General features: G+C 59.6%; 17 protein-coding genes and 1 other RNA gene. 4 read left to right on the plus strand and 14 right to left on the minus strand.

Annotated elements, in window-relative coordinates:
* From murD to mraZ, 8 genes are all read right to left on the minus strand, one after another.
* The gene (murD, locus tag FHT71_RS14295; protein WP_183720447.1) at positions 1-1,413 is read right to left on the minus strand and encodes a UDP-N-acetylmuramoyl-L-alanine--D-glutamate ligase; all 1,413 of its coding nucleotides are present in this window, start codon (positions 1,411-1,413) and stop codon (positions 1-3) included.
* 7 nt (positions 1,414-1,420) lie between these two features.
* Positions 1,421-2,521: a phospho-N-acetylmuramoyl-pentapeptide-transferase gene (gene mraY / locus FHT71_RS14300; protein WP_007802312.1), complete on the minus strand. Its 1,101-nt coding sequence runs from the start codon at positions 2,519-2,521 to the stop codon at positions 1,421-1,423.
* Positions 2,522-2,543: 22 nt separating this feature from the next.
* Entirely contained in the window at positions 2,544-3,977 is a 1,434-nt protein-coding gene (locus FHT71_RS14305; RefSeq protein ID WP_132590719.1) for a UDP-N-acetylmuramoylalanyl-D-glutamyl-2,6-diaminopimelate--D-alanyl-D-alanine ligase, read from the minus strand.
* A complete protein-coding gene (locus FHT71_RS14310) occupies positions 3,974-5,434 on the minus strand; it encodes a UDP-N-acetylmuramoyl-L-alanyl-D-glutamate--2,6-diaminopimelate ligase (RefSeq protein WP_183720449.1) in 1,461 nt (486 codons plus the stop codon). The genes FHT71_RS14305 and FHT71_RS14310 overlap by 4 nt, the downstream gene beginning before the upstream one ends.
* 67 nt (positions 5,435-5,501) lie before the next feature.
* Positions 5,502-7,244: a penicillin-binding protein 2 gene (locus tag FHT71_RS14315; protein ID WP_183720452.1), complete on the minus strand. Its 1,743-nt coding sequence runs from the start codon at positions 7,242-7,244 to the stop codon at positions 5,502-5,504.
* A 2-nt stretch (positions 7,245-7,246) separates the two neighbouring features.
* Positions 7,247-7,651, minus strand: coding sequence for a hypothetical protein (locus FHT71_RS14320; RefSeq protein WP_132590715.1), 405 nt, complete (start codon positions 7,649-7,651; stop codon positions 7,247-7,249).
* Position 7,652: 1 nt separating this feature from the next.
* Complete coding sequence (gene rsmH / locus FHT71_RS14325; RefSeq protein ID WP_183720455.1) at positions 7,653-8,678, minus strand: 16S rRNA (cytosine(1402)-N(4))-methyltransferase RsmH; 1,026 nt, start codon at positions 8,676-8,678, stop codon at positions 7,653-7,655.
* Positions 8,679-8,695: 17 nt separating this feature from the next.
* Positions 8,696-9,133 carry a division/cell wall cluster transcriptional repressor MraZ gene (gene mraZ, locus FHT71_RS14330; protein WP_088692059.1) on the minus strand — a complete coding sequence of 146 codons (438 nt, stop codon included), beginning with the start codon at positions 9,131-9,133 and terminating at the stop codon, positions 8,696-8,698.
* A gap of 578 nt (positions 9,134-9,711) precedes the next feature.
* Between mraZ and FHT71_RS14335 the strand changes: the two genes are divergently transcribed.
* Positions 9,712-9,906 (plus strand): hypothetical protein, encoded by a 195-nt coding sequence (locus FHT71_RS14335; protein WP_016554526.1) that lies wholly within the window; start codon positions 9,712-9,714, stop codon positions 9,904-9,906.
* 34 nt (positions 9,907-9,940) lie between these two features.
* On the opposite strand, the gene rnpB is transcribed toward FHT71_RS14335, so the two are convergent.
* The 5 genes from rnpB to FHT71_RS14360 all read right to left on the minus strand — a co-directional run bounded on the left by rnpB (position 9,941) and on the right by FHT71_RS14360 (position 13,974).
* Positions 9,941-10,336, minus strand: an RNA gene (gene rnpB, locus FHT71_RS14340) — RNase P RNA component class A.
* A 103-nt stretch (positions 10,337-10,439) separates the two neighbouring features.
* Positions 10,440-11,627, minus strand: coding sequence for an FAD-dependent oxidoreductase (locus FHT71_RS14345; RefSeq protein WP_132590709.1), 1,188 nt, complete (start codon positions 11,625-11,627; stop codon positions 10,440-10,442).
* A 99-nt stretch (positions 11,628-11,726) separates the two neighbouring features.
* Entirely contained in the window at positions 11,727-12,245 is a 519-nt protein-coding gene (locus FHT71_RS14350) for a lytic transglycosylase domain-containing protein (protein ID WP_132590707.1), read from the minus strand.
* A 260-nt stretch (positions 12,246-12,505) separates the two neighbouring features.
* The gene (locus FHT71_RS14355) at positions 12,506-13,270 is read right to left on the minus strand and encodes an N-acetylmuramoyl-L-alanine amidase (protein WP_132590705.1); all 765 of its coding nucleotides are present in this window, start codon (positions 13,268-13,270) and stop codon (positions 12,506-12,508) included.
* Complete coding sequence (locus FHT71_RS14360) at positions 13,267-13,974, minus strand: DnaJ family molecular chaperone (protein ID WP_007802334.1); 708 nt, start codon at positions 13,972-13,974, stop codon at positions 13,267-13,269. The genes FHT71_RS14355 and FHT71_RS14360 overlap by 4 nt, the downstream gene beginning before the upstream one ends.
* Before the next feature lie 343 nt (positions 13,975-14,317).
* Between FHT71_RS14360 and FHT71_RS14365 the strand changes: the two genes are divergently transcribed.
* From FHT71_RS14365 to FHT71_RS14375, 3 genes are all read left to right on the plus strand, one after another.
* A complete protein-coding gene (locus tag FHT71_RS14365; protein WP_132590703.1) occupies positions 14,318-15,529 on the plus strand; it encodes a pyrophosphate--fructose-6-phosphate 1-phosphotransferase in 1,212 nt (403 codons plus the stop codon).
* 58 nt (positions 15,530-15,587) lie between these two features.
* Positions 15,588-16,223 (plus strand): LysE family translocator, encoded by a 636-nt coding sequence (locus tag FHT71_RS14370; protein ID WP_132590701.1) that lies wholly within the window; start codon positions 15,588-15,590, stop codon positions 16,221-16,223.
* 114 nt (positions 16,224-16,337) lie between these two features.
* Positions 16,338-17,273 carry a lytic transglycosylase domain-containing protein gene (locus tag FHT71_RS14375; RefSeq protein WP_132590699.1) on the plus strand — a complete coding sequence of 312 codons (936 nt, stop codon included), beginning with the start codon at positions 16,338-16,340 and terminating at the stop codon, positions 17,271-17,273.
* Here FHT71_RS14375 and FHT71_RS14380 read toward each other — a convergent pair.
* Entirely contained in the window at positions 17,267-18,652 is a 1,386-nt protein-coding gene (locus tag FHT71_RS14380) for a serine hydrolase (protein WP_183720461.1), read from the minus strand. The genes FHT71_RS14375 and FHT71_RS14380 overlap by 7 nt on opposite strands.
* Between the last annotated feature and the right edge of the window lie 125 nt (positions 18,653-18,777).

Genomic DNA, 18,777 nt, shown 5'->3' on the forward strand with positions numbered 1-18,777 from the left:
TCATTTATCTCCTGTTGCCGAACCGATCAGCATGGTGATTCCGTCGAGCGCTGCCACATGGCTGACAAATGCATCGCCCCTCACTTCGAAGTTCTTGTACTGGTCGAAGCTTGCGCAAGCCGGGGATAACATCACGGCCAGTGGGCCGCTTTCATCTTTTTCAGCATCCGCAGCCGCATGTGCCACGGCGCGCTCCAGCGTTCCGGAAATCTCATATGGCACGGCTTCGCCGAGCGTCGCGGCAAATTCGGCCGCGGCTTCGCCGATAAGATAGGCCTTGGCGATCCGCGGGAAGAAGCCCGTCAGCGACGTGATGCCACCGGCCTTTGGCAATCCACCGGCAATCCAGTAGATGCGGTCGTAACTCGACAGCGCCGGAGCGGCCGCATCAGCGTTGGTGGCCTTCGAGTCGTTGACGAAAACGACATTGCCGCGACGCCCGACCGGCTGCATCCGATGCTTGAGCCCGGGGAAGGACGTCAGGCCGGCACGAATTTCATCTTCCGAGACGCCAACTGCAAGGCATGCGGCGACGGCTGCAGCGGCATTCTGCGCATTATGGCTGCCACGCAGTGTCTGGATGCCGTTAAGATCGGCAATCGGCCTTGTTGCGCCTCCCGAGGCCTGGATAAGCTTCGTTCCATCCGCATAGATGCCATAGGGAAGCGCGTGGCGCCGCGAAATCCGCGTAACCTTGCCGCCTGCCCGCTCGATACGGTCTGCAATCATCTCGCAATGGCTGTCGTCCACGCCGATGACGGCAACGCCGCTGCCGGCAACAAGCCGCTCCTTGATGTCGGCATAGTGCTGCATCGTGCCATGGCGATCGAGATGATCCGGCGTCAGGTTGAGCAGGATGCCCGCGGACGGATTGAGTGTCGGAGCGAGGTCGATCTGATAGGACGAGCATTCGACGACGTAGAAGCGTCCATCTTTTGGCGGATCGAGCGTCAGGACCGCCGTCCCGATGTTGCCGCCGAGTTGCGTATCCCTGCCGCTGGACTTCAGGATGTGCGCGATCAGCGCCGTCGTCGTCGACTTGCCGTTGGTGCCGGTGATCGCGATGAACGGGCAATCCGGCGCATGCGCCCGGCGCTCGCGCACGAAAAGCTCGACGTCGCCGACGATATCAACTCCGGCGGCACGAGCGAGATCGACCGTCCAGTGCGGTTTCGGATGCGTCAGGGGAACACCTGGCGAAAGCACGAAGAGCGATTGCGCGCTCCAGTCGATGGAGCGCAGATCTACTGTATGAATGCCTTCAGCGGCAGCCTTGGAGACGCTGTCCGGGTTATCGTCCCATGCAGTGACCTCGGCACCACCCAATTTGAGCGCACGCGCCGTGGCAAAGCCCGAGCCGCCGAGCCCAAAGAGCGCGACCTTCTTCCCTGCGAGTGTCGTAACGGGGATCATTGCGGCCTTACCGCAGCTTCAGGGTAGAGAGACCAAGCAGGGCGAGACCGACCGCAACGATCCAGAAGCGGATCACCACCTGGCTTTCCGTCCAGCCCTTCTTTTCGAAATGGTGATGGATCGGCGCCATCAAGAAGACGCGCCGGCCAGTCATCTTGAAGAAGCCGACCTGGATAATGACCGACAGCGTCTCCATCACGAACAGGCCGCCGATGATCGCCATGACGATCTCGTGCTTGGTGGCCACGGCAACCGTGCCGATCGTGCCGCCGAGCGCCAGCGAGCCGGTGTCGCCCATGAAGATCGCGGCGGGCGGCGCATTGAACCAGAGGAAGCCGAGGCCGGCGCCGATGACGGCGCCGAGGACAACCGAGAGTTCGCCCGTGCCCGGCACGAAATTGATCTGTAGATAATTCGCGAAGACGACGTTACCCGCCAGATAGGCGATGACGCCAAAGGACGCAGCGGCGATCATCACAGGGACGATGGCGAGGCCATCAAGACCATCGGTAAGGTTCACGGCATTGCCGGCGCCAACGATCACGAAGCCGCCGAAGACAACGAACATGATGCCGAGATTGATCATGAAATCCTTGAAGAACGGAAACGCGACCGACGACCCGAAGGTTGAACCTGCCGTACCCGACGCCAGCGCCGTGCGCATCATGAAGTAGACGGCAATGCCGGCAATCACGAACTCGATGCCGAGCCGAGCCTTGCCGGAAAAGCCCTTATGGCTCTGCTTGGTGACTTTCAGGTAGTCGTCGTAGAAGCCGATCGCGCCGAAACCGAGGGTCACGAGCAGCGTCGCGACCACGTAAACGTTGGAAAGATCGGCCCAAAGCAGCGACGAACCGACAATGCCGGCGAGGATCATCAGGCCGCCCATGGTCGGCGTACCGGCCTTCTTGAAGTGCGTCTGCGGGCCGTCGGCACGGATCGGCTGCCCCTTACCCTGGCGGATACGCAACGAGTTAATGATGGCAGGACCAAAGAGGAACACAATGAAGGCGGACGTAAACAGGGAGGCGCCCGTGCGGAAGGTGATGTACCTGAACAGATTCAAGAATTTCAGGTGTTCCGACAGTTCGACAAGCCAAATCAGCATTCAGGGCCCCTTGTTTACCCGCTCAAAAATCGCGTTGCGTGTCGGCAAATGGCGGGAATTTGTCAAGGAGCGCGGCGACGATCTTGCCGAAACCGATGCCCAGTGACGATTTTACCATCAGCACGTCGCCAGCCGCGACAGCGTTTAATACATGTTCTGCGAGTTCTTCGGTCTTCTCGTGGTGGACGACCTGGACGCTCTCGGGGAGCGATTCCTTCAGCGCAACCATTTCAGGGCCGGCAAGCCAGACGTGCTCAATACCGGCAGCGAGCAATGGCCCCGCCAGATCCGAATGGACTTTCTGCGCGTAGTCGCCCATCTCCAGCATGTCGCCAAGCACGGCGACGCGGCGTCCCGTGCCCGTCGGCACGGAACTCGCAAGCACAGCGATTGCCGCTCGCATCGAAGCAGGATTGGCGTTGTAGCTCTCGTCGACAACTGTGAAGGAGCTGCGCTCGATCGCCAACCGATGACGACGACCCCTGCCCTTTTCCGGCTGGAGCGTCGCAAGGGCGCCGATCGCCTGCTGCATATCAGCCCCGACGATCTTCACAACGCCGAGGGCGGCCAACGCATTCTCGGCGATGTGCCGGCCCGGTGCACCGATCGCAACTTCCTTCGTCTCGCCGTCAATGGTGATCCACAACGTCGAACTCTGATCGGCGCCGTTGAACTCCGCCAGGCGAAAATCGGCTTTCGCATGCTGACCGAACGAATGGATGTGCTGGATGCCCCAAGCCTGCGCCGTGCGCTCCAGGAAGTTGAACTGATCGTTGTCTCTGTTAAGCACGACCTGCCCGCCCGGAACCACACCTTCGAAAATCTCGGCCTTCGCCGTTGCGATCTCGCGAATGCTCTTGAAATTGCCTAGGTGAGCCGGTGCAATCGTCGTGATCACGGCGACATGCGGTTTGATCATCTTGACCAGCGGACGGATCTCGTCCGGATGGTTCATGCCAACTTCAAAAACGCCGAAATAGGTATCGAGCGGCATCCGGGCGAGCGTCAAAGGTACGCCCCAGTGATTGTTGAAAGAGGCCACGGAAGCATGCACCTTGCCCGATGGAGCCAAGACTCGCCGCAGCATCTCCTTGGTGGTCGTCTTGCCAACCGAACCGGTGACAGCAACGATTTGGGCGCGCGAACGGGCGCGCGCGGCAATAGCGAGCTTGCCAAGTGCCGCCAACACGTCCTCGACAACGATCACCGGAACGGTGAGCCGCCCCATGGCTGGAAGGCGTGCTTCGCTGACGACGAGAAGAGCAGCCCCGTTTGCCATCGCCATCGACGCAAAGTCGTGGCCGTCAACGCGGTCGCCCTTGATGGCGAAGAATGCTTCGCCGGGCGCAATGGAACGGCTGTCGATGGAAATCCCGGTAATGCCCTCAGGCAAAGTTCCGAACGGCCGCCCTGCCATGGCGGCAATCATGTCTTCCGTCGTCCAAAGCCAGTTCACGGTTTCAGCTCCTCCAAAGCCTTACGCAATTCGGCGTGATCCGAAAACGGCAGGGTGACGCTCCCGATCGTCTGCCCTTCCTCGTGTCCCTTGCCGGCAACGATCAACGTGTCGCCCGACGTCAGCATTTCAACCGCGGTTCGGATCGCCTCGGCGCGGTCGCCGATCTCGGTCGCGCAACCTGCAGCCGCCATGATCTCGGCACGAATAGCCGCCGGCTCTTCTGAGCGCGGATTGTCGTCGGTGACGATCACCACATCGGCCAGACGGCAGGCGATCTCGCCCATAATCGGGCGCTTGCCGCGATCGCGATCGCCGCCGCAGCCGAATACGACGATCACACGGCCAGTCGTAAACGGCCGAACGGATTCCAGAACGTTGGCGAGCGCGTCCGGCTTATGTGCGTAGTCTACATAAGCAAGTGCGCCATCCTTGGTGTGCCCCACCAGCTCAAGCCGACCCGACGCGCCCTGCAGCTTCTCGAGCGCGGCCATGGCGACCTTCGCCGGCACACCCGTCGACATGGCAAGGCCTGCCGCCACGAGCGCGTTGGCCACCTGGAAGTCGCCGGCAAGCGGAATGTTGACCTCAAAGATCTCGCCGTCGGCATGAATTTCAGCCACCTGCTTGTGGCGAAAATGTTCGACGCGCTTCAGAGTCAGGTAATCGCCCTTGCGTCCGACGGTGCGAACACCGTGACCCGCATCGCGAGCCGCCTTGATCGCCTGCTCCGACCAAGCATCGTCGGCAAAGATCACGGCCGGTGCGCCCTTCGGCAGCAGCGTATCGAACAGCCGCATCTTCGCGGCCATGTAGCTTTCGACCGTCGGATGGTAGTCCATGTGATCGCGGCCGAGGTTGGTAAAGGCAGCGGCCGCGAGCTTGACGCCGTCCAGGCGGCCCTGATCGAGCCCGTGGCTGGACGCCTCCATCGAGGCATGCGTGACGCCCTCGTCCGCAAGTTCTGTCAGCAGCTTGTGAAGTGAAACCGGATCAGGCGTCGTTAGCGAGCCGTATTCGTTGCGTGTCGGCGAGACGACGCCGGTGGTGCCGATCATCGCGGCCGCATGCCCAGCATAGGCCCATATCTGCCGGGTGAAGGAGGCAACCGACGTCTTGCCGGCCGTGCCGGTCACGGCCACCATCGTTTCCGGCTGCTTGCCATAGAAGTGAGACGCCGCGATCGACAGGAAGCGGCGCGGATCGTTCACGACAAGAACGGGGATGGAGGCATCGATACCATGGGAGGCAAGCGCTACGACCGCACCACGCGTCGCCGCATCCGCGATAAAGCCCGCGCCGTCCGCCTTCGTCCCGGCGACAGCCACAAACACCATTCCGGGTTCGATCTTGCGGCTATCGGACGAGATGCCAGAAACCGCCAGCGCCCCGATAGCCCCAGCCAATTGATCTTCTAGTTCCGGAAATGCATCTCCGGCGATGTCTCGCAAGTTCATCGAATGTACTTTTCTCTCTCGAGCCGCCGCGCCCCCGTGGCGAATCGGCTTCGACATTCATTCAGTCTCAATAAGACACCAACATGGCCGATCCGTCGTCACCGAACTTGGGTTCCACACCGAGAATTGGCGCTGCGCGGGCAATGATGTTCTTCACCATCGGCGCTGCGGTATACGCGGCGATGTTCTGGCCTTTCTCACCATTGTGCGGCTCATCACAGAAGGTCAGCACGACATACTTCGGGTCATCGATCGGAAACGCCGCCAGGAACGCGTTGAAGTTGAGGTTCGTCGCATAGCGGCCGTTGACCACCTTGTCGGCCGTCCCGGTCTTTCCACCGACGTTGAAGCCGGGAACGTCCGCATTGCGGCCAGACCCCTTGATGCCGTTCAGCTTGAAGAGATAGCGCACATCGTCGCTGGTGCTCTTCTTGACGACCGCTTCAGCAACTTCGTCTGCCTGTTCGCGGTTGCGCGGAAGGAAGGTCGGCTCGATGAGCTTGCCGCCATTGACGAGTGCAGCGCCGGCAACCGCCGTCTGCAGCGGCGTGGTCGAGACCCCGTGGCCGAAGGAAATCGTAATCGAGTTGATTTTCTTCCAAACCTTCGGTTGGCTCGGCATTTTCACTTCTGGCAACTCGGTCTGCATCTTGGTCAAGAGGCCGAGCTTCGTCAGGTAATCTTTCTGAGCATCCATGCCGACGATGTCGATGATGCGGGCGGTACCGACGTTCGACGAATACTGGAAGACTTCAGGCAGCGTCAGCCAACGGCGTTGGCCGTGGAAGTCGTGAATGGTGAAGCCGCCGATGCGGATCGGCTGCGTGGCATCGAAGCTGTCGTTGAGACTGACCTTGCCGGTGTCGAGTGCCATGGCGAGGGAGAAGGTCTTGAAGGTCGACCCCATCTCGAACGTGCCGTTCGACATGCGGTTGAGCCAACCCTCCTTGGCGCCTTCCAGCGGATTGTTGGGATCGAAATCCGGCGCCGATGCCATCCCAAGCACCTCCCCGGTATGAATATCGAGGATCACGGCGCCCGCACCCTTTGCCTCGTAGTTCTTAACTGCGTTGACGACGACATCGCGCACGATGTTCTGGACACGAACGTCGATGGACAGACGCACAGGTTCAAGTGGCTGATCGCTTGTCATACCGACTGAAGCAAGGTCGGCAAGACCCTGATCGTCAATGTATTTCTCCATGCCGGCAACGCCGCGGTTATCGATGTTGACGTAACCGAGGATGTGCGCTGCGGTTGGGCCACCCGGATAGAAGCGACGCTTCTCTGGCCGGAAGCCGATGCCGGGAATGCCGAGCGCGAGGATCTGGCTCTGCTGCTTCGGCGTCAGCTGGCGACGGAGCCAGGCAAAGTGGGATGTGCGGTTCGCGAGCTTCTTATAGGTTCCCTTCATGTCAAGGTCGGGCAGAACTGTGGCAAGTTTCTCGACCGCCTCGTCGGCATCGACGACCTTATTCGGTTCGGCAAAGAGCGAGACAGTGCGGATATCGGTCGCCAGCACTTCGCCGTTTCTATCCAGAATATCAGGGCGCGACGCCATCAGACGATCCGGCGGCAAAATGCTGGACACGACCTCCGGGTCGCGGACCGCGTATTCAACGAGACGCCCGCAGATCACGCAATAGACCCCGAGGAAACCGACGATCAGCAGACCGACACGGCTCTTGGCCTGCCCCGCCCTCTTCTTTCGCGATCCCTCGATCGGCATGTTGCCACCGAAGCGGTTGTGTGTGCCTGCCGAAAAATGCGCCTGGCTCTTCAAGACCATGATGCGTGAAAGAAAGGACATCTCTACTCCACCGATCCGGTTGCCATCAGGTCTTCTTCTTCGGGTTGCGGCACCGCTGCCTTAGGCTTTGCCTTGCCAGAACCAGCCTTCGCTTCGGTAACGTCGGGAACAGGAACCTGCGACTTCAACATCGGCAGCTCCTTGGCATGAACCAGCGACGTTGAAGCCGTTGGCTGCAACTGAAGCTCGCCATTGTAGTTGTTGACGAGACGCTCGAGTCTGTTCGGCTGGGAGAGCAAAGCCCAATCGGCCTTTAATAGATCGATCGTGTCCTTCTCGAGCTTGATCTCCGCTTCGAGGCGGTGAACCTCCTCAAGCTTGAGTTCGGCATGGTGCTTGATCGTGTAGGTGACAGCCGCCGCTGCTGTCATGACACCGACCAGGATGAGGTCCAAGGTTCTCAGCATATCAGGCTCCGAGCTTTCCGAGACTCGCCAGATTCGGCAATCCGAAGATGGAAACATCTGCCGCTTCGGCAGGTGCTGCAGTGCGCAGCCCCGCACGTAGCTTGGCCGAGCGCGCCCGCGGGTTTGCTTGCGCCTCCGCTTCGGTCGCAGCAACCATTGGCTTACCGATCCGCTCGAAGGTCGCCGCACGCTCGTGCGCAACGGGCAGGTGACGAGAGCCCGAAGCCTTGCCGGCGCGATCGGAGAAAAACGTCTTGACGATCCGGTCTTCAAGCGAATGAAAGGTGACGACAACGAGGCGTCCACCGGGCTTCAGGACACGCTCCGCGGCAAACAGCGCCTGCGCCAGTTCGCCGAGCTCATCGTTGACGAAAATGCGCAGCGCCTGAAAGACGCGCGTCGCCGGATGAATCTTGTCCTTCATCTTCCGCGGCGTGACGAGCTCGATCAGCCCGGCCAGATCACGCGTGGTCTCGAAGGGCTTATCGGCCCGCCGCTTTTCAATCGCATGCGCGATGCGCGGCGACTGGCTTTCCTCTCCGAGAAAATGAAAGATGCGGATCAGATCGGCCACCTTGGCGCGATTAACCACGTCAGCCGCGGAAACGCCTGCAGCCGACATGCGCATATCCAGAGGACCACTCTTTTGAAACGAGAAGCCACGCTCGGCCTCATCGATCTGCATTGACGAAACGCCGATGTCGAGCACGACCCCGTCGAGCCCGTCGTGGGGAGCACACTCGGCCAATTGAGAAAATTGAGAATGAACGAGCGTCAAACGACCCTGGCTGCTTGCCACAAGGGCCTGGCCGGCTTCGATCGCGGTCGGGTCCCGATCCAGGGCGATCACGTTTGCACCAGCGCCCAGAATGGCAGACGTGTAGCCGCCCGCACCGAATGTGCCATCCAAAATGAGCTTGCCGGGCAAAGGATCGAGCGCCGCAAGCACTTCGTTGAGAAGAACCGGAAGGTGGCGAACCGGTCCGCCACCGGCATCAGTTGAATCTCCGCCAGGATTCGCCGCCATTCCGTTCCCTCGTATTGTCAGGAACGCCCGCCCGCCAGCCGACGCCCTCCTCGTGCCTGCATCTGGGCAGCCTGAAATGCCTGCGGCTGCCACAGCTGAAAATGATCCGCCCGACCGACGAAGGTCACTTCGTCCGAGATGCCGGTGAAGTCGCGGATGAAATCCGTGACCATCAGCCGACCTTCCGCATCGAGCTTCATGAAGATACCGCCCCCGTGGATGAGAAGCGACATCTCGTTCGCGTCCGGCGAAAACGGATCTTCCGCAGAAATCTGACGCTCGAACCTCTCCAGGAGGTCCGGACCGCCGACACTGATCGCCGGAAACACAAAGTCCTGGAAGCAATAGAGCTCCTGAACATTGCGCTGCGCCAGCACGGATCGAAACGCCGCCGGCACGGAAACCCTGCCTTTGGAATCGATTCTGTTGGTCGCATTTGAAAGGAAGCGGCTCATGACACGAAACATCCGTTCCCGAAAGAGCCCGGACTGAACTCACAAGCCCGGAACCTCGAAATTCAGGCATAGCTTCGCGAGCCAAACGGGCGTGATCCCATCCGGCGCCTCCATCGAGGAAGACACCTTGGCTTTGCGATTGAGGGGCACCTACTTGCCCTTGCGCAGTGCATAACTGGGATAACATGGGACCATATGGGCGTCAATGGGAAACGCCCGTCTCACGATGAGCGCAGTATCGAAAATTTATAAGCTGTTAAGTTTAACAAAGGGTTAGGATTGCCCTTACCGATGCCAAGCGGGCGTGTTGCGAGCACGCCCTCGAAGGCGGCACATGTTTCAAATCGGCACAGCCAAATATGCGATTTCAAACAGAGGCTTAAGACTCCCTCTTCAAGAGTGGGAGGCGCCAGTCCGAGCGCCCCCGTGAAGAGGTAGGCGACCGCTATTTCCTTCGAAGTAGGGATCAAGCCGTTCGGATATTGCCATGTGCAAAATAATAAAGAGCCGGAGAATTGAATTAGTTCTGCGCCGCCGCATATTATCGAGGGCTAAATAAGTAACAGTGGAGTAACGCCATGACAAACTTCACACTAAAGGGGCTTCTGTACGGGCGCTTTGAGCCGGAAAAGCGTATTCCGCTCTCGCAGTCGGGCATGACAACCGACATCCAGTGCGATTCCTGCGGGAAGATATTCAAGCGCTGGTCCATTCTTGCGCGCAGCAGCACCACCTGCGAAGAATGTCTGGCGAAGGCGCCGACCGCCCACTGACGGCAATGCCGGAACCCTCATTTCGCAAAGGGAATTCGCCAGTTGGCCTGTAAGCCGGGTTCTGTATGGCCCCGGCCGAAGCCGGAACGTGGCAGCCATTCCTCTGGGACAACGTTCGCACGCTGCCTCACGCAACCCACCCGGATGACTGACCTGGAAACCGGCCGAAAGGCTTTCGCCTCCCACGTCATCCCTATTCGGTCTTGCTCCCGGTGGGGTTTACCTTGCCATCGCCGTTACCGGAAATGCGGTGGGCTCTTACCCCACCCTTTCACCCTTACCTGCCGTGCAGGCGGTTTGCTTTCTGTGGCACTTTCCCTGAGGTCGCCCTCGCCGGACGTTATCCGGCACCGTGTTTCCGTGGAGCCCGGACTTTCCTCACCCTACCGCCTTTCGGCATTTGGTAAAGCGCGGCTGCCCGGCCAACTGGCACGGTTCCCTTAGCGGAGACTTGGCGTGAATTCCACTGAAATGTCCGCAACGAGGAAGCAATACCACCACAATTGCCTGACGCGCCGCCGAAATGCGCTTGCCTACCGGAAGACGGGCGTCAACTCCTGGCCGAAGTCCTCGGCACAGAGCCAGCCCTGCGTCATGACGACCGCACCCAGCCGGCCAAGTTCGTCCGATGACTTAGCCGCGACGAAATTGCCGCCGGAGAGAACGGCGATGCGCGGCGAATCCGTGTATCCCACATAAGGATAGGCTGTTGCCGTGAAGGTCGCCACGCAAGGCGCCGAGGTTGTCGGACACCCGGCCAGCGCCGGCATCAGTTGAAGGGCCGTGGATACCAGAAGGTCGCGCTCCACCAGATCGCCGTCCGAGCGAAACCAGGCTCCGACGTCCTCCAGCGTGTCGAATGAGCGTGTTTCCAGATCGCCGCCGAGCTTGAGATAGGTCTTGCCGTCGGGATAGCGCACCGGTGGGAGGATATAGACATGGTCCTCGTCGCGGTCACCAAAGACGATCGTCGAAGGCATTTCGGACAAGACCGTCATTTCCCGCTCACCAAGCTCGAAGAAGGCGACAGTGCGCGCCGCAAGGCGAACATCGGTGGCAGCCGGCAGAAGATCGTTGAAATTGCTAAACCCGCCGGCGGCGACCAGCACACGTTCGGCGGTGTAGTGCATGCCATCCGTATGGACCTCTACGAACGTGCCCTCATCGCGAACCGAGGCAACGGTTGCATCGATGACCGTCACACCCGCCTGCCCAGAAAGCTTGGTCTGAGCCCGAACCAAAGCGCGCGGATTGATATGGCCGGCACGCCGCGCTTCGAAATAGCCGTTGAACGAAGGATTGAGGTCAAACTGAGGAAAGCGCGCTTGCAGCGCCGCAGACGTCAACATTTCAACGTCGAGATCAAGCGCTTCGCTTACCTGCAGCGCCCGCCCAAGGAATCCCTGGCCCGGTCGGGCGGGCGGTCCGGCAAACAGACAACCCACTTCCGAGAAAAAGGAAATGCCGCTTTTCGCTTCGATTTCCCTATAGCGATCGAGCGAGCGCGCCGCCAACGTCGCCCAAACCATATTGTCGTCGAAGCACCGCGTGATGCGGGCCTCGTCGTAATGACTGGCAAAAACGCCATGATGGCTCTTGCGCTCGGCCGGCTCACCGGGGCCGATGAGCGCAACGCCCTCGATCATCCCGGAAAGGTGACGGGCTGCAGCCGCGCCCATCATTCCGCTTCCGACGATGATCACCTTGAAATCAACTGCCACATGTCACCTCATTTCAGAGGTCAGATAACACAGGCGTCATGTTGAACCATATCGTTAAGTGCCTGACCGAAGTGATTCTCGACCAAGCAGTTCAGATGATCAATCGAGCATCGCCAGGACTTTGCCGCAATAAGCCTTCGAGACTGGGTTCATGCGGGTTGCGCCGTGGCCGGCATTGTACTTCAGGATCGTGTCGCAGGTTTCGCCACCGCCGAGCTCATGCGCTGCAGCCAGGTATTTCATGCCAAATTTGATGTTCGTCTCCGGATCGAACAATCCTTTACTCGTCCCCGAATAACCCATCATCCTTGCAGTCGCCGGCTTGATTTGCATGAGACCTATTTCACCCGCGCTACCGCGTGCATTCGGATTGAAATTGCTCTCTACGCGCACGACCGCATGAGCAAGCTCGACGGGCACATCGTACTGGTTTGCATATTTGACAATGAGAGCGGAATACTTGTTGGCGGTGAAGTCCGGCATCGCATAGCCGCTGGTCCGGTCAACAGTCTTCAAAGGAACTGTCTGAGATCTTGCACCCCATTCGCCCGCAAAGGCGCAATTGATACCCATCAACAGTGCGCTCGCGCACACTGCAGCAGAAATAATCTTCTTCATACAGTCTAATTACTCCGACCCAAAGAATTTCCGGATCGAAATTCTAATAACAATCCGGCCATATGCAGCAGATATACATTAGATGTTCTGCAGCAATTCTTTTTGTTTCAATTGACAACCGCCTGAAACCCCTAAACAAACCAGGCGGCACCGTTCGACGATGGCGTTAGACCATCGCAATGAGGAGATAATAGGGAAATCATGTGGCGGCGCAGCAGACACCCGAATTCTTCGGAGTCGGAGCCGCTTAAAAGTACGACTTATGAGGAGTAGCGCGGAAGCGACGCCAGCAGACGGTGTAGCGTGTCTATCGTCGAAAAATCCGCAATTCCGTCGATCCGCGCAGGCCGAAAGTGGCGTTGGAAGGCCTCCACATCGCCCGCCGTCTTATCGGAGAATTCGCCTGTGATTTCCGTCGCATAACCGTAAAGCGAGAGCATCGACTGCAAGGCCTCGACCGGCTGGCCGTGGTCTCCGCGTTGGAAAAATCTTCCACCTGCGATCGGAGCAGGCTCGACCCAGTGCCCGACACCAGCTCTGTGAAGGCCTGCCCAGGGAAATTTTTCCCCCGGATCAACCTTCCTAATCGGTGCAACATCGGAGTGTCCAAGCACCCGTTCGGGGGCAATGGACCAACGTTGGCCGCAATCGCGACACAATTCAATGACTGCCTGAATTTGTTCTTTCGGATACTCGGGAAGACCGCCGGGGTGCCCCGCATTGGCGATCTCGATCCCGATCGACACAGAGTTGATATCGGTCTCGCCCTGCCAGTAACTTTTGCCGGCGTGCCAGGCGCGGCGCTCCTCAGGCACGAGCTGAAGAACCTCGCCGTCTTCACCTACGAAGTAGTGACTCGAGACCTGGCTCTCGTCACGACAGAGCCACTCCAACGCTCCATCCGGCGTTGGCATGCCCGTATAGTGCAGAAGTATCATATCAGGCTTGCGCCCGCCCGCACGCTCCCCGTGATTGGGCGAGGGACGAACAAGGGCTTTCCGGTAGTCGGCCTCGAACGAGGTCATGCTGCGCGGCGTTCCTTTTCGATCGCCTCGTAGGCTGCATTCAGAGCAGCCATCCGCTCATTGGCAATGGCATGGAACTCGGCTGGTACGCCACGGGAAATCAGCCGATCCGGATGATGTTCACTGACAAGGCCATGATAGCGACGGCGAATCGTCGTGAAGTCATCGGAGGGCGACACGCCGAGCACCTTGTATGGGTCGCGACCCATGGAGACATGGCGCGCTGCGATCCGTTCGAAATGCTCTTCATTCATATGGAAGATCTCGCCGACATGCCGCAGGAAGGCCAACTCCTTCTCGTGGACGAGCCCGTCCGCCTTGGCGATGTGGAAGAGACCGTCCAGCACCTCTTCCAGCACCGGGCAATTGGCTGCACAAGTCACGCACAAAGATGAAAGGCGCTCTGCATAGGCCTCATAGCCGGCAACGTCCTGACGCGCCATATTATAGAGGCGTGCAACATTCTTCGCCTGCTCGGGCGGGAATTCGAAGATCTCACGGAAGGCATCGACCTCCCTCTCACTGACGATTCCATCCGCCTTGGCCATCTTCGCCGACAAAGCGATGATCGCGACCGAGAAGGCGACCTTGCGGCGCGTCTCGGGATCACCCTCGAAAACTGTCCGGATAGCCTCGACCACCGCCGAAAGGACGTTGCCCGCGGTGTTGCCAATGGCATTCAGCAGTTTTTCCCAGAAGGACATAAAAGTCTCTCGCAGTGCAAATAGATGAAACACCTTGACCAAATAATGCCTGCCTTTGCAAGGCGGCGATTGGTCGTAGGATGGAATAGACCTTTCACAATTCGTTCATGGTCGCAGCGCGAAGTGGGTCCCAACTGCTGCCAGTGAGTGACGATCGCGCTTTCCACAGCCTTCTGAAGCGCCATCTCGAGCTTGAAACGATTATATCACCGCTTCCGCCTGTCTTCGCCGTTTGGGGCCTGATTTTCATAATAACTACACTTTACATGCCCCTTTCCCTGTCGCATCCATGCGTTAGGTAAGCAGCACGCAACTGCGCTGATATTGAGACGTTGGAGGGATCATGGCCAAACAGAAAGTCGCAATGCTCACGGCTGGAGGCCTGGCACCGTGTCTGTCGTCGGCGGTCGGCGGACTTATCGAACGCTACAGCGACGTGGCGCCGGACATCGAGCTTGTCGCTTATCGCTCCGGATACCAAGGAGTGCTCCTCGGCGATAGCATAAAGATCACCGCTGACATGCGGGAGAAGGCACCGCTTCTGCATCGTTACGGCGGCTCACCGATCGGCAACAGCCGCGTCAAGCTGACCAACGCAGCCGATTGCGTGAAGCGTGGCCTGGTCAAGGAAGGTGAAAATCCACTGCGCGTGGCGGCCGAGCGCCTCGCCAATGATGGGGTCACGATCCTTCATACGATCGGCGGCGACGACACGAACACCACGGCTGCCGATCTGGCGGCATATCTGGCCGCCAATGGCTACAATCTGACGGTCGTTGGCCTGCCCAAGACGGTCGACAATGACGTCGTCCCCATCCGCCAGTCGCTCGGCGCGTGGACGGCCGCGGAAATTGGCGCGCAGTTCTTCGACAACGTCAGCAACGAACAGACGGCGGCACCGCGCACCCTGATCATCCATGAAGTCATGGGACGCCACTGCGGCTGGCTGACGGCAGCAACTGCCCGGGCCTATCTGCAGCGGACGAAGAATTACGAATATGTCGATGGCTTGATGACGAACGCCAAGATGAAGAGCATCGATGCGGTTTATCTCCCTGAAATGGCGTTCGGCCTCGATGCGGAAGCCGCACGACTGAAAGAAATCATCGACCGCACGGGCCACGCGACGGTATTCGTTTCGGAGGGCGCTTGCCTTGACGCCATCGTCGCGGAACGCGAGGCCGCCGGCGAGACCATCAAGCGCGACGCTTTCGGCCACGTGAAGATTGATACGATCAATGTCGGCGGCTGGTTCCAGAAGCAGTTCGCAGGCCTCATCAATGCCGAGCGCTCGCTCGTGCAGAAATCGGGCTACTTTGCCCGTTCGGCACCTGCCAACAGCGATGACCTCCGTCTCATTCAGAGTATGACCGACCTTGCCGTCGAAAGCGCCCTCAACAAGGTATCGGGTGTTACCGGTCACGACGAAGCGCAGAACGGCAAGTTGCGGACAATCGAGTTCCCGCGCATCAAGGGCGGCAAGGCTTTTGACATCTCCACCAAGTGGTTCGGCGAAGTCATGGACACAATAGGGCAGAAATACCGGACGGCATGATTGACTGAGGCTTGATATGGTGTCTTTGCTTTTACCCTAGGGAATAGGAGGAGATTCCATGTCGCTCGAAGCCTGGCTCGCTTTTGCCGCTGCGTCTGCAATCATGCTGGCCATCCCGGGCCCGACGATTCTCCTCGTCGTTTCCTATGCCCTCGGTCATGGCCGTAAGACGGCGCTTGCAACGGTAACCGGCGTTGCACTCGGCGACTTCACCGCGATGACCGCATCGCTATTCGGATTGGGGGCCCTACTCGCGGCCTCCGCAACCCTGTTCACGGTACTGAAGTGGATCGGCGGCGCCTATCTGATCTGGCTCGGAGTAAAACTCTGGCGTGCACCCGTGATTTCCGAGCCCATGGCAGACAATGACAACCTGCCCGAAAAGAAATCGCTCAAGGTTTTCCTCCACGCCTATGTCGTAACGGCTCTCAACCCGAAGAGCATCGTATTCTTCGTCGCATTCGTTCCGCAGTTCCTCAATCCGGCTCTGCCGTTCTTTGGCCAGATGCTCGTCATGGAAGCTACCTTCCTGGTGCTCGCGACCATCAATGCCTCTATCTATGCGCTGGCCGCAAACGCGGCGCGCGGCCTTATCCGCAAGGCAAGCGTTCAGCGCGCAGTCAACCGTACCGGCGGCACCTTGCTCATTGCTGCAGGCGCCGTAACCGCTGGCTATCGGCGCATCGCCGCGTAAATATTTTCGGCGGGTTGCGGCTAAACAACGAATACGTTAATTGCGGAATCCGGGCTTAAGGTTTTTGGTAACTTCTAAATGCTGCCGGGGCGGCGCATTCACGAAAGTGAGAGTATGGTAGCGATCGGTTTTTCCGGCCTGAAACGCAGTCTCATCGTCTCGACGATGCTCTGCGGCGTTGTTGCCGGATGCACGAGCGTCGAATACACGTCGCAGGCAGAATTGACCGCAGCCCAGACCGTTGTTCCGACGCCGAAGCCGGGCGAAGACGCTACGCTTGCAGCCGTGCCGGCCGGCGAAGGCGCGCCCCAGACGGCGATGATCACCACCGCCGATCCGACAGCAACTGCCCTGGCAGCACCGGCCATGCCGGCAACCGATCCCTCGCAGTTGAGCAGCCAGATCCAGCAGGCCACTGCAACGGGTTATGCGCAGATCCCGCTCACGCCCGAGATGACGGCTATCCAGTCCGTTATACCGACACCGCGACCGGGCACCACTTCTCCGTCGACGCAGCTCGCCTTTGCTGCGACGCCGCAGGCTGGCACTGGTGCGATTGCCGCGCTTTCCGCAATAGATACCATGCCGCATCCGATGATGGACTACGGCTTCGACACCTCAGGTCCGTCCGACCCGCCGACCGCTCCACCCATGTTCAGCGACAGCGACGACGATGGTGCACCGACGGTCGAGAAAAGCGCGATCACCAAAATTATCGACAAGTACTCGAAGCTTTACGAGGTGCCCGCATCCCTGCTTCACCGCGTCGTGCATCGGGAAAGCCGTTACAATTCGAAGGCCTATAACAAGCGTGGCTACTTCGGCCTCATGCAGATCAAGTACAATACGGCTAAGTCGATGGGCTACGACGGCGAGCCCGCCGGCCTGTTTGACGCCGATACCAACATCAAATACGCCGCCAAATACCTTCGCGGCGCCTGGCTAGTCTCCGACAACAGCGAAGACGATGCGATCCGCCTCTATGCCCGTGGCTACTACTACGATGCCAAGCGCAAGGGCATGAACGACGTCGCCCACGGCAACTACTGACCACTGCCGTGCAGCACCGCTAGAATCTCCTTTACCAGGACCTGCGGCTTATAACGGAGCCAGCTCGGCGTCAGCCCGAGCCTGACGACGACAAGCTTCGCGGATGGCACGATCGCAATGCTCTGTCCGTCGTGCCCCTCCATCCAGAAGGTGTCATCGGGAAGACCGGCAATGGTGCTGCTGTCACCCCCCGGCGCGGCAAGCCAGGCCTGCGCCTGCGTATATTTGCCACCCGAGGCCACAGTCGGCGTCCGCATTGCCGCCATGAACTGTTCCGGCAACAGCCTCTGTCCATTCCAGACGCCGTCTTGAAGAAGAAACTGCCCGAAACGGGCCCAGTCCCGCGCAGTGGCGTAGAGATAGGAGCTGCCGGCAAAGGTGCCGCGCGCGTCAACCTCCAGTACGGCACTCGACATGCCGATCGGGTCAAACAGCGCCATCTTGGGATAGGCAAGCGCCGCCTGCATGTTGCCGATCCGATCCATCCATATCTTCGAGATCAAAACCGATGTGCCGCTCGAATAGTTAAAGCGCTGGCCCGGGCTCGCCTCCAAGGGGAGGCTCGCCGGGAGCGCCGTCATATCTGCATCGAGATAGAGCATGCGTGTGACATCGGCGACCGTGCCATAATTCTCGTTGAAGGCCAGGCCGCTCTCCATGCCCAGCAGATCGCTGAGCTTGATTGCTGAATGGTCGCCGCCCTGCCACTGCGGCAGGAGGGCGACGTCATCAAACCCGATCTTGTTGTCCTGCATCAGCCGTCCGACAATCGCCGCATTGACGGTCTTCGTCATCGACCACCCCGTCAGCGGCGTCGTCGGACCGAAGCCGTCACCGTAGCGCTCGGCAATGATACGGCCGTTGCGAACCACGACAACCGCGCGCGCTGCAGGACCGGTCAAGTCGCTGTGCGAGAGCAGTGCGTCGATACGGCTGTCATTGACCGTCGCGACGGCATTACCCTGCGGCCATATCGCATCATTTTGCGGCTCTCGAGCGACCGGACGATCGGGCACTGCGCTCGCGGCCGCTTCAAAATCCCCGTCCGGCACGCTGCTGCAGCCGAGCGCGCCGCGATAAATTGCATAGCCCGGTGCGAAGACCCCGAGGATGCGCGCTGTAACCCGTTTCTCCTGCCTGTCGACAACCACACGCACAAGCCGCAGCAACGGATTTCCGGGCGCCTGAACGTCCTCATAGAGCACCTCTTCAGGATCCCGCCCTGCAAGGAAGACGTTCGAGCAAACGATCTTGGCCGCATAGCCGTCGCCCACCCGCAGCAATTCAGGTGGGCTGACATAGAGCCAAGCCGCGCCCATTGCGACGATCGCGATCAGCAGAAGGGCAAGTGACTTCACGACACGCAGCACAAATCGCATGTACGGTCCTCCATGCCTGCAAGAGAAGCAGGAAAGCCCGCGGCGCGAAAGACCCCAACGCCCGGATGGTTTCTATTAGCTACCGCGGAAAGGCCTGCCCACAGCCTGCGTCATCAAACTGTAGT

The sequence above is a fragment of the Rhizobium sp. BK060 genome, from assembly GCF_014193145.1.
GTDB lineage: Bacteria > Pseudomonadota > Alphaproteobacteria > Rhizobiales > Rhizobiaceae > Rhizobium.

What these genes read in the sequence shown, in the direction of transcription:
- FHT71_RS14310 (WP_183720449.1), bottom strand. Translation starts at nt 5,434, where the DNA reads ATGAACTTGCGAGACATCGCCGGAGATGCATTTCCGGAACTAGAAGAT.
- mraZ (WP_088692059.1), bottom strand. Translation starts at nt 9,133, where the DNA reads ATGAGCCGCTTCCTTTCAAATGCGACCAACAGAATCGATTCCAAAGGC.
- mraY (WP_007802312.1), bottom strand. Translation starts at nt 2,521, where the DNA reads ATGCTGATTTGGCTTGTCGAACTGTCGGAACACCTGAAATTCTTGAAT.
- FHT71_RS14365 (WP_132590703.1), top strand. Translation starts at nt 14,318, where the DNA reads ATGGCCAAACAGAAAGTCGCAATGCTCACGGCTGGAGGCCTGGCACCG.
- murD (WP_183720447.1), bottom strand. Translation starts at nt 1,413, where the DNA reads ATGATCCCCGTTACGACACTCGCAGGGAAGAAGGTCGCGCTCTTTGGG.
- FHT71_RS14360 (WP_007802334.1), bottom strand. Translation starts at nt 13,974, where the DNA reads ATGTCCTTCTGGGAAAAACTGCTGAATGCCATTGGCAACACCGCGGGC.
- FHT71_RS14370 (WP_132590701.1), top strand. Translation starts at nt 15,588, where the DNA reads ATGTCGCTCGAAGCCTGGCTCGCTTTTGCCGCTGCGTCTGCAATCATG.
- FHT71_RS14350 (WP_132590707.1), bottom strand. Translation starts at nt 12,245, where the DNA reads ATGAAGAAGATTATTTCTGCTGCAGTGTGCGCGAGCGCACTGTTGATG.
- FHT71_RS14355 (WP_132590705.1), bottom strand. Translation starts at nt 13,270, where the DNA reads ATGACCTCGTTCGAGGCCGACTACCGGAAAGCCCTTGTTCGTCCCTCG.
- FHT71_RS14315 (WP_183720452.1), bottom strand. Translation starts at nt 7,244, where the DNA reads ATGTCCTTTCTTTCACGCATCATGGTCTTGAAGAGCCAGGCGCATTTT.
- FHT71_RS14320 (WP_132590715.1), bottom strand. Translation starts at nt 7,651, where the DNA reads ATGCTGAGAACCTTGGACCTCATCCTGGTCGGTGTCATGACAGCAGCG.
- FHT71_RS14380 (WP_183720461.1), bottom strand. Translation starts at nt 18,652, where the DNA reads ATGCGATTTGTGCTGCGTGTCGTGAAGTCACTTGCCCTTCTGCTGATC.
- rsmH (WP_183720455.1), bottom strand. Translation starts at nt 8,678, where the DNA reads ATGGCGGCGAATCCTGGCGGAGATTCAACTGATGCCGGTGGCGGACCG.
- FHT71_RS14375 (WP_132590699.1), top strand. Translation starts at nt 16,338, where the DNA reads ATGGTAGCGATCGGTTTTTCCGGCCTGAAACGCAGTCTCATCGTCTCG.
- FHT71_RS14335 (WP_016554526.1), top strand. Translation starts at nt 9,712, where the DNA reads ATGACAAACTTCACACTAAAGGGGCTTCTGTACGGGCGCTTTGAGCCG.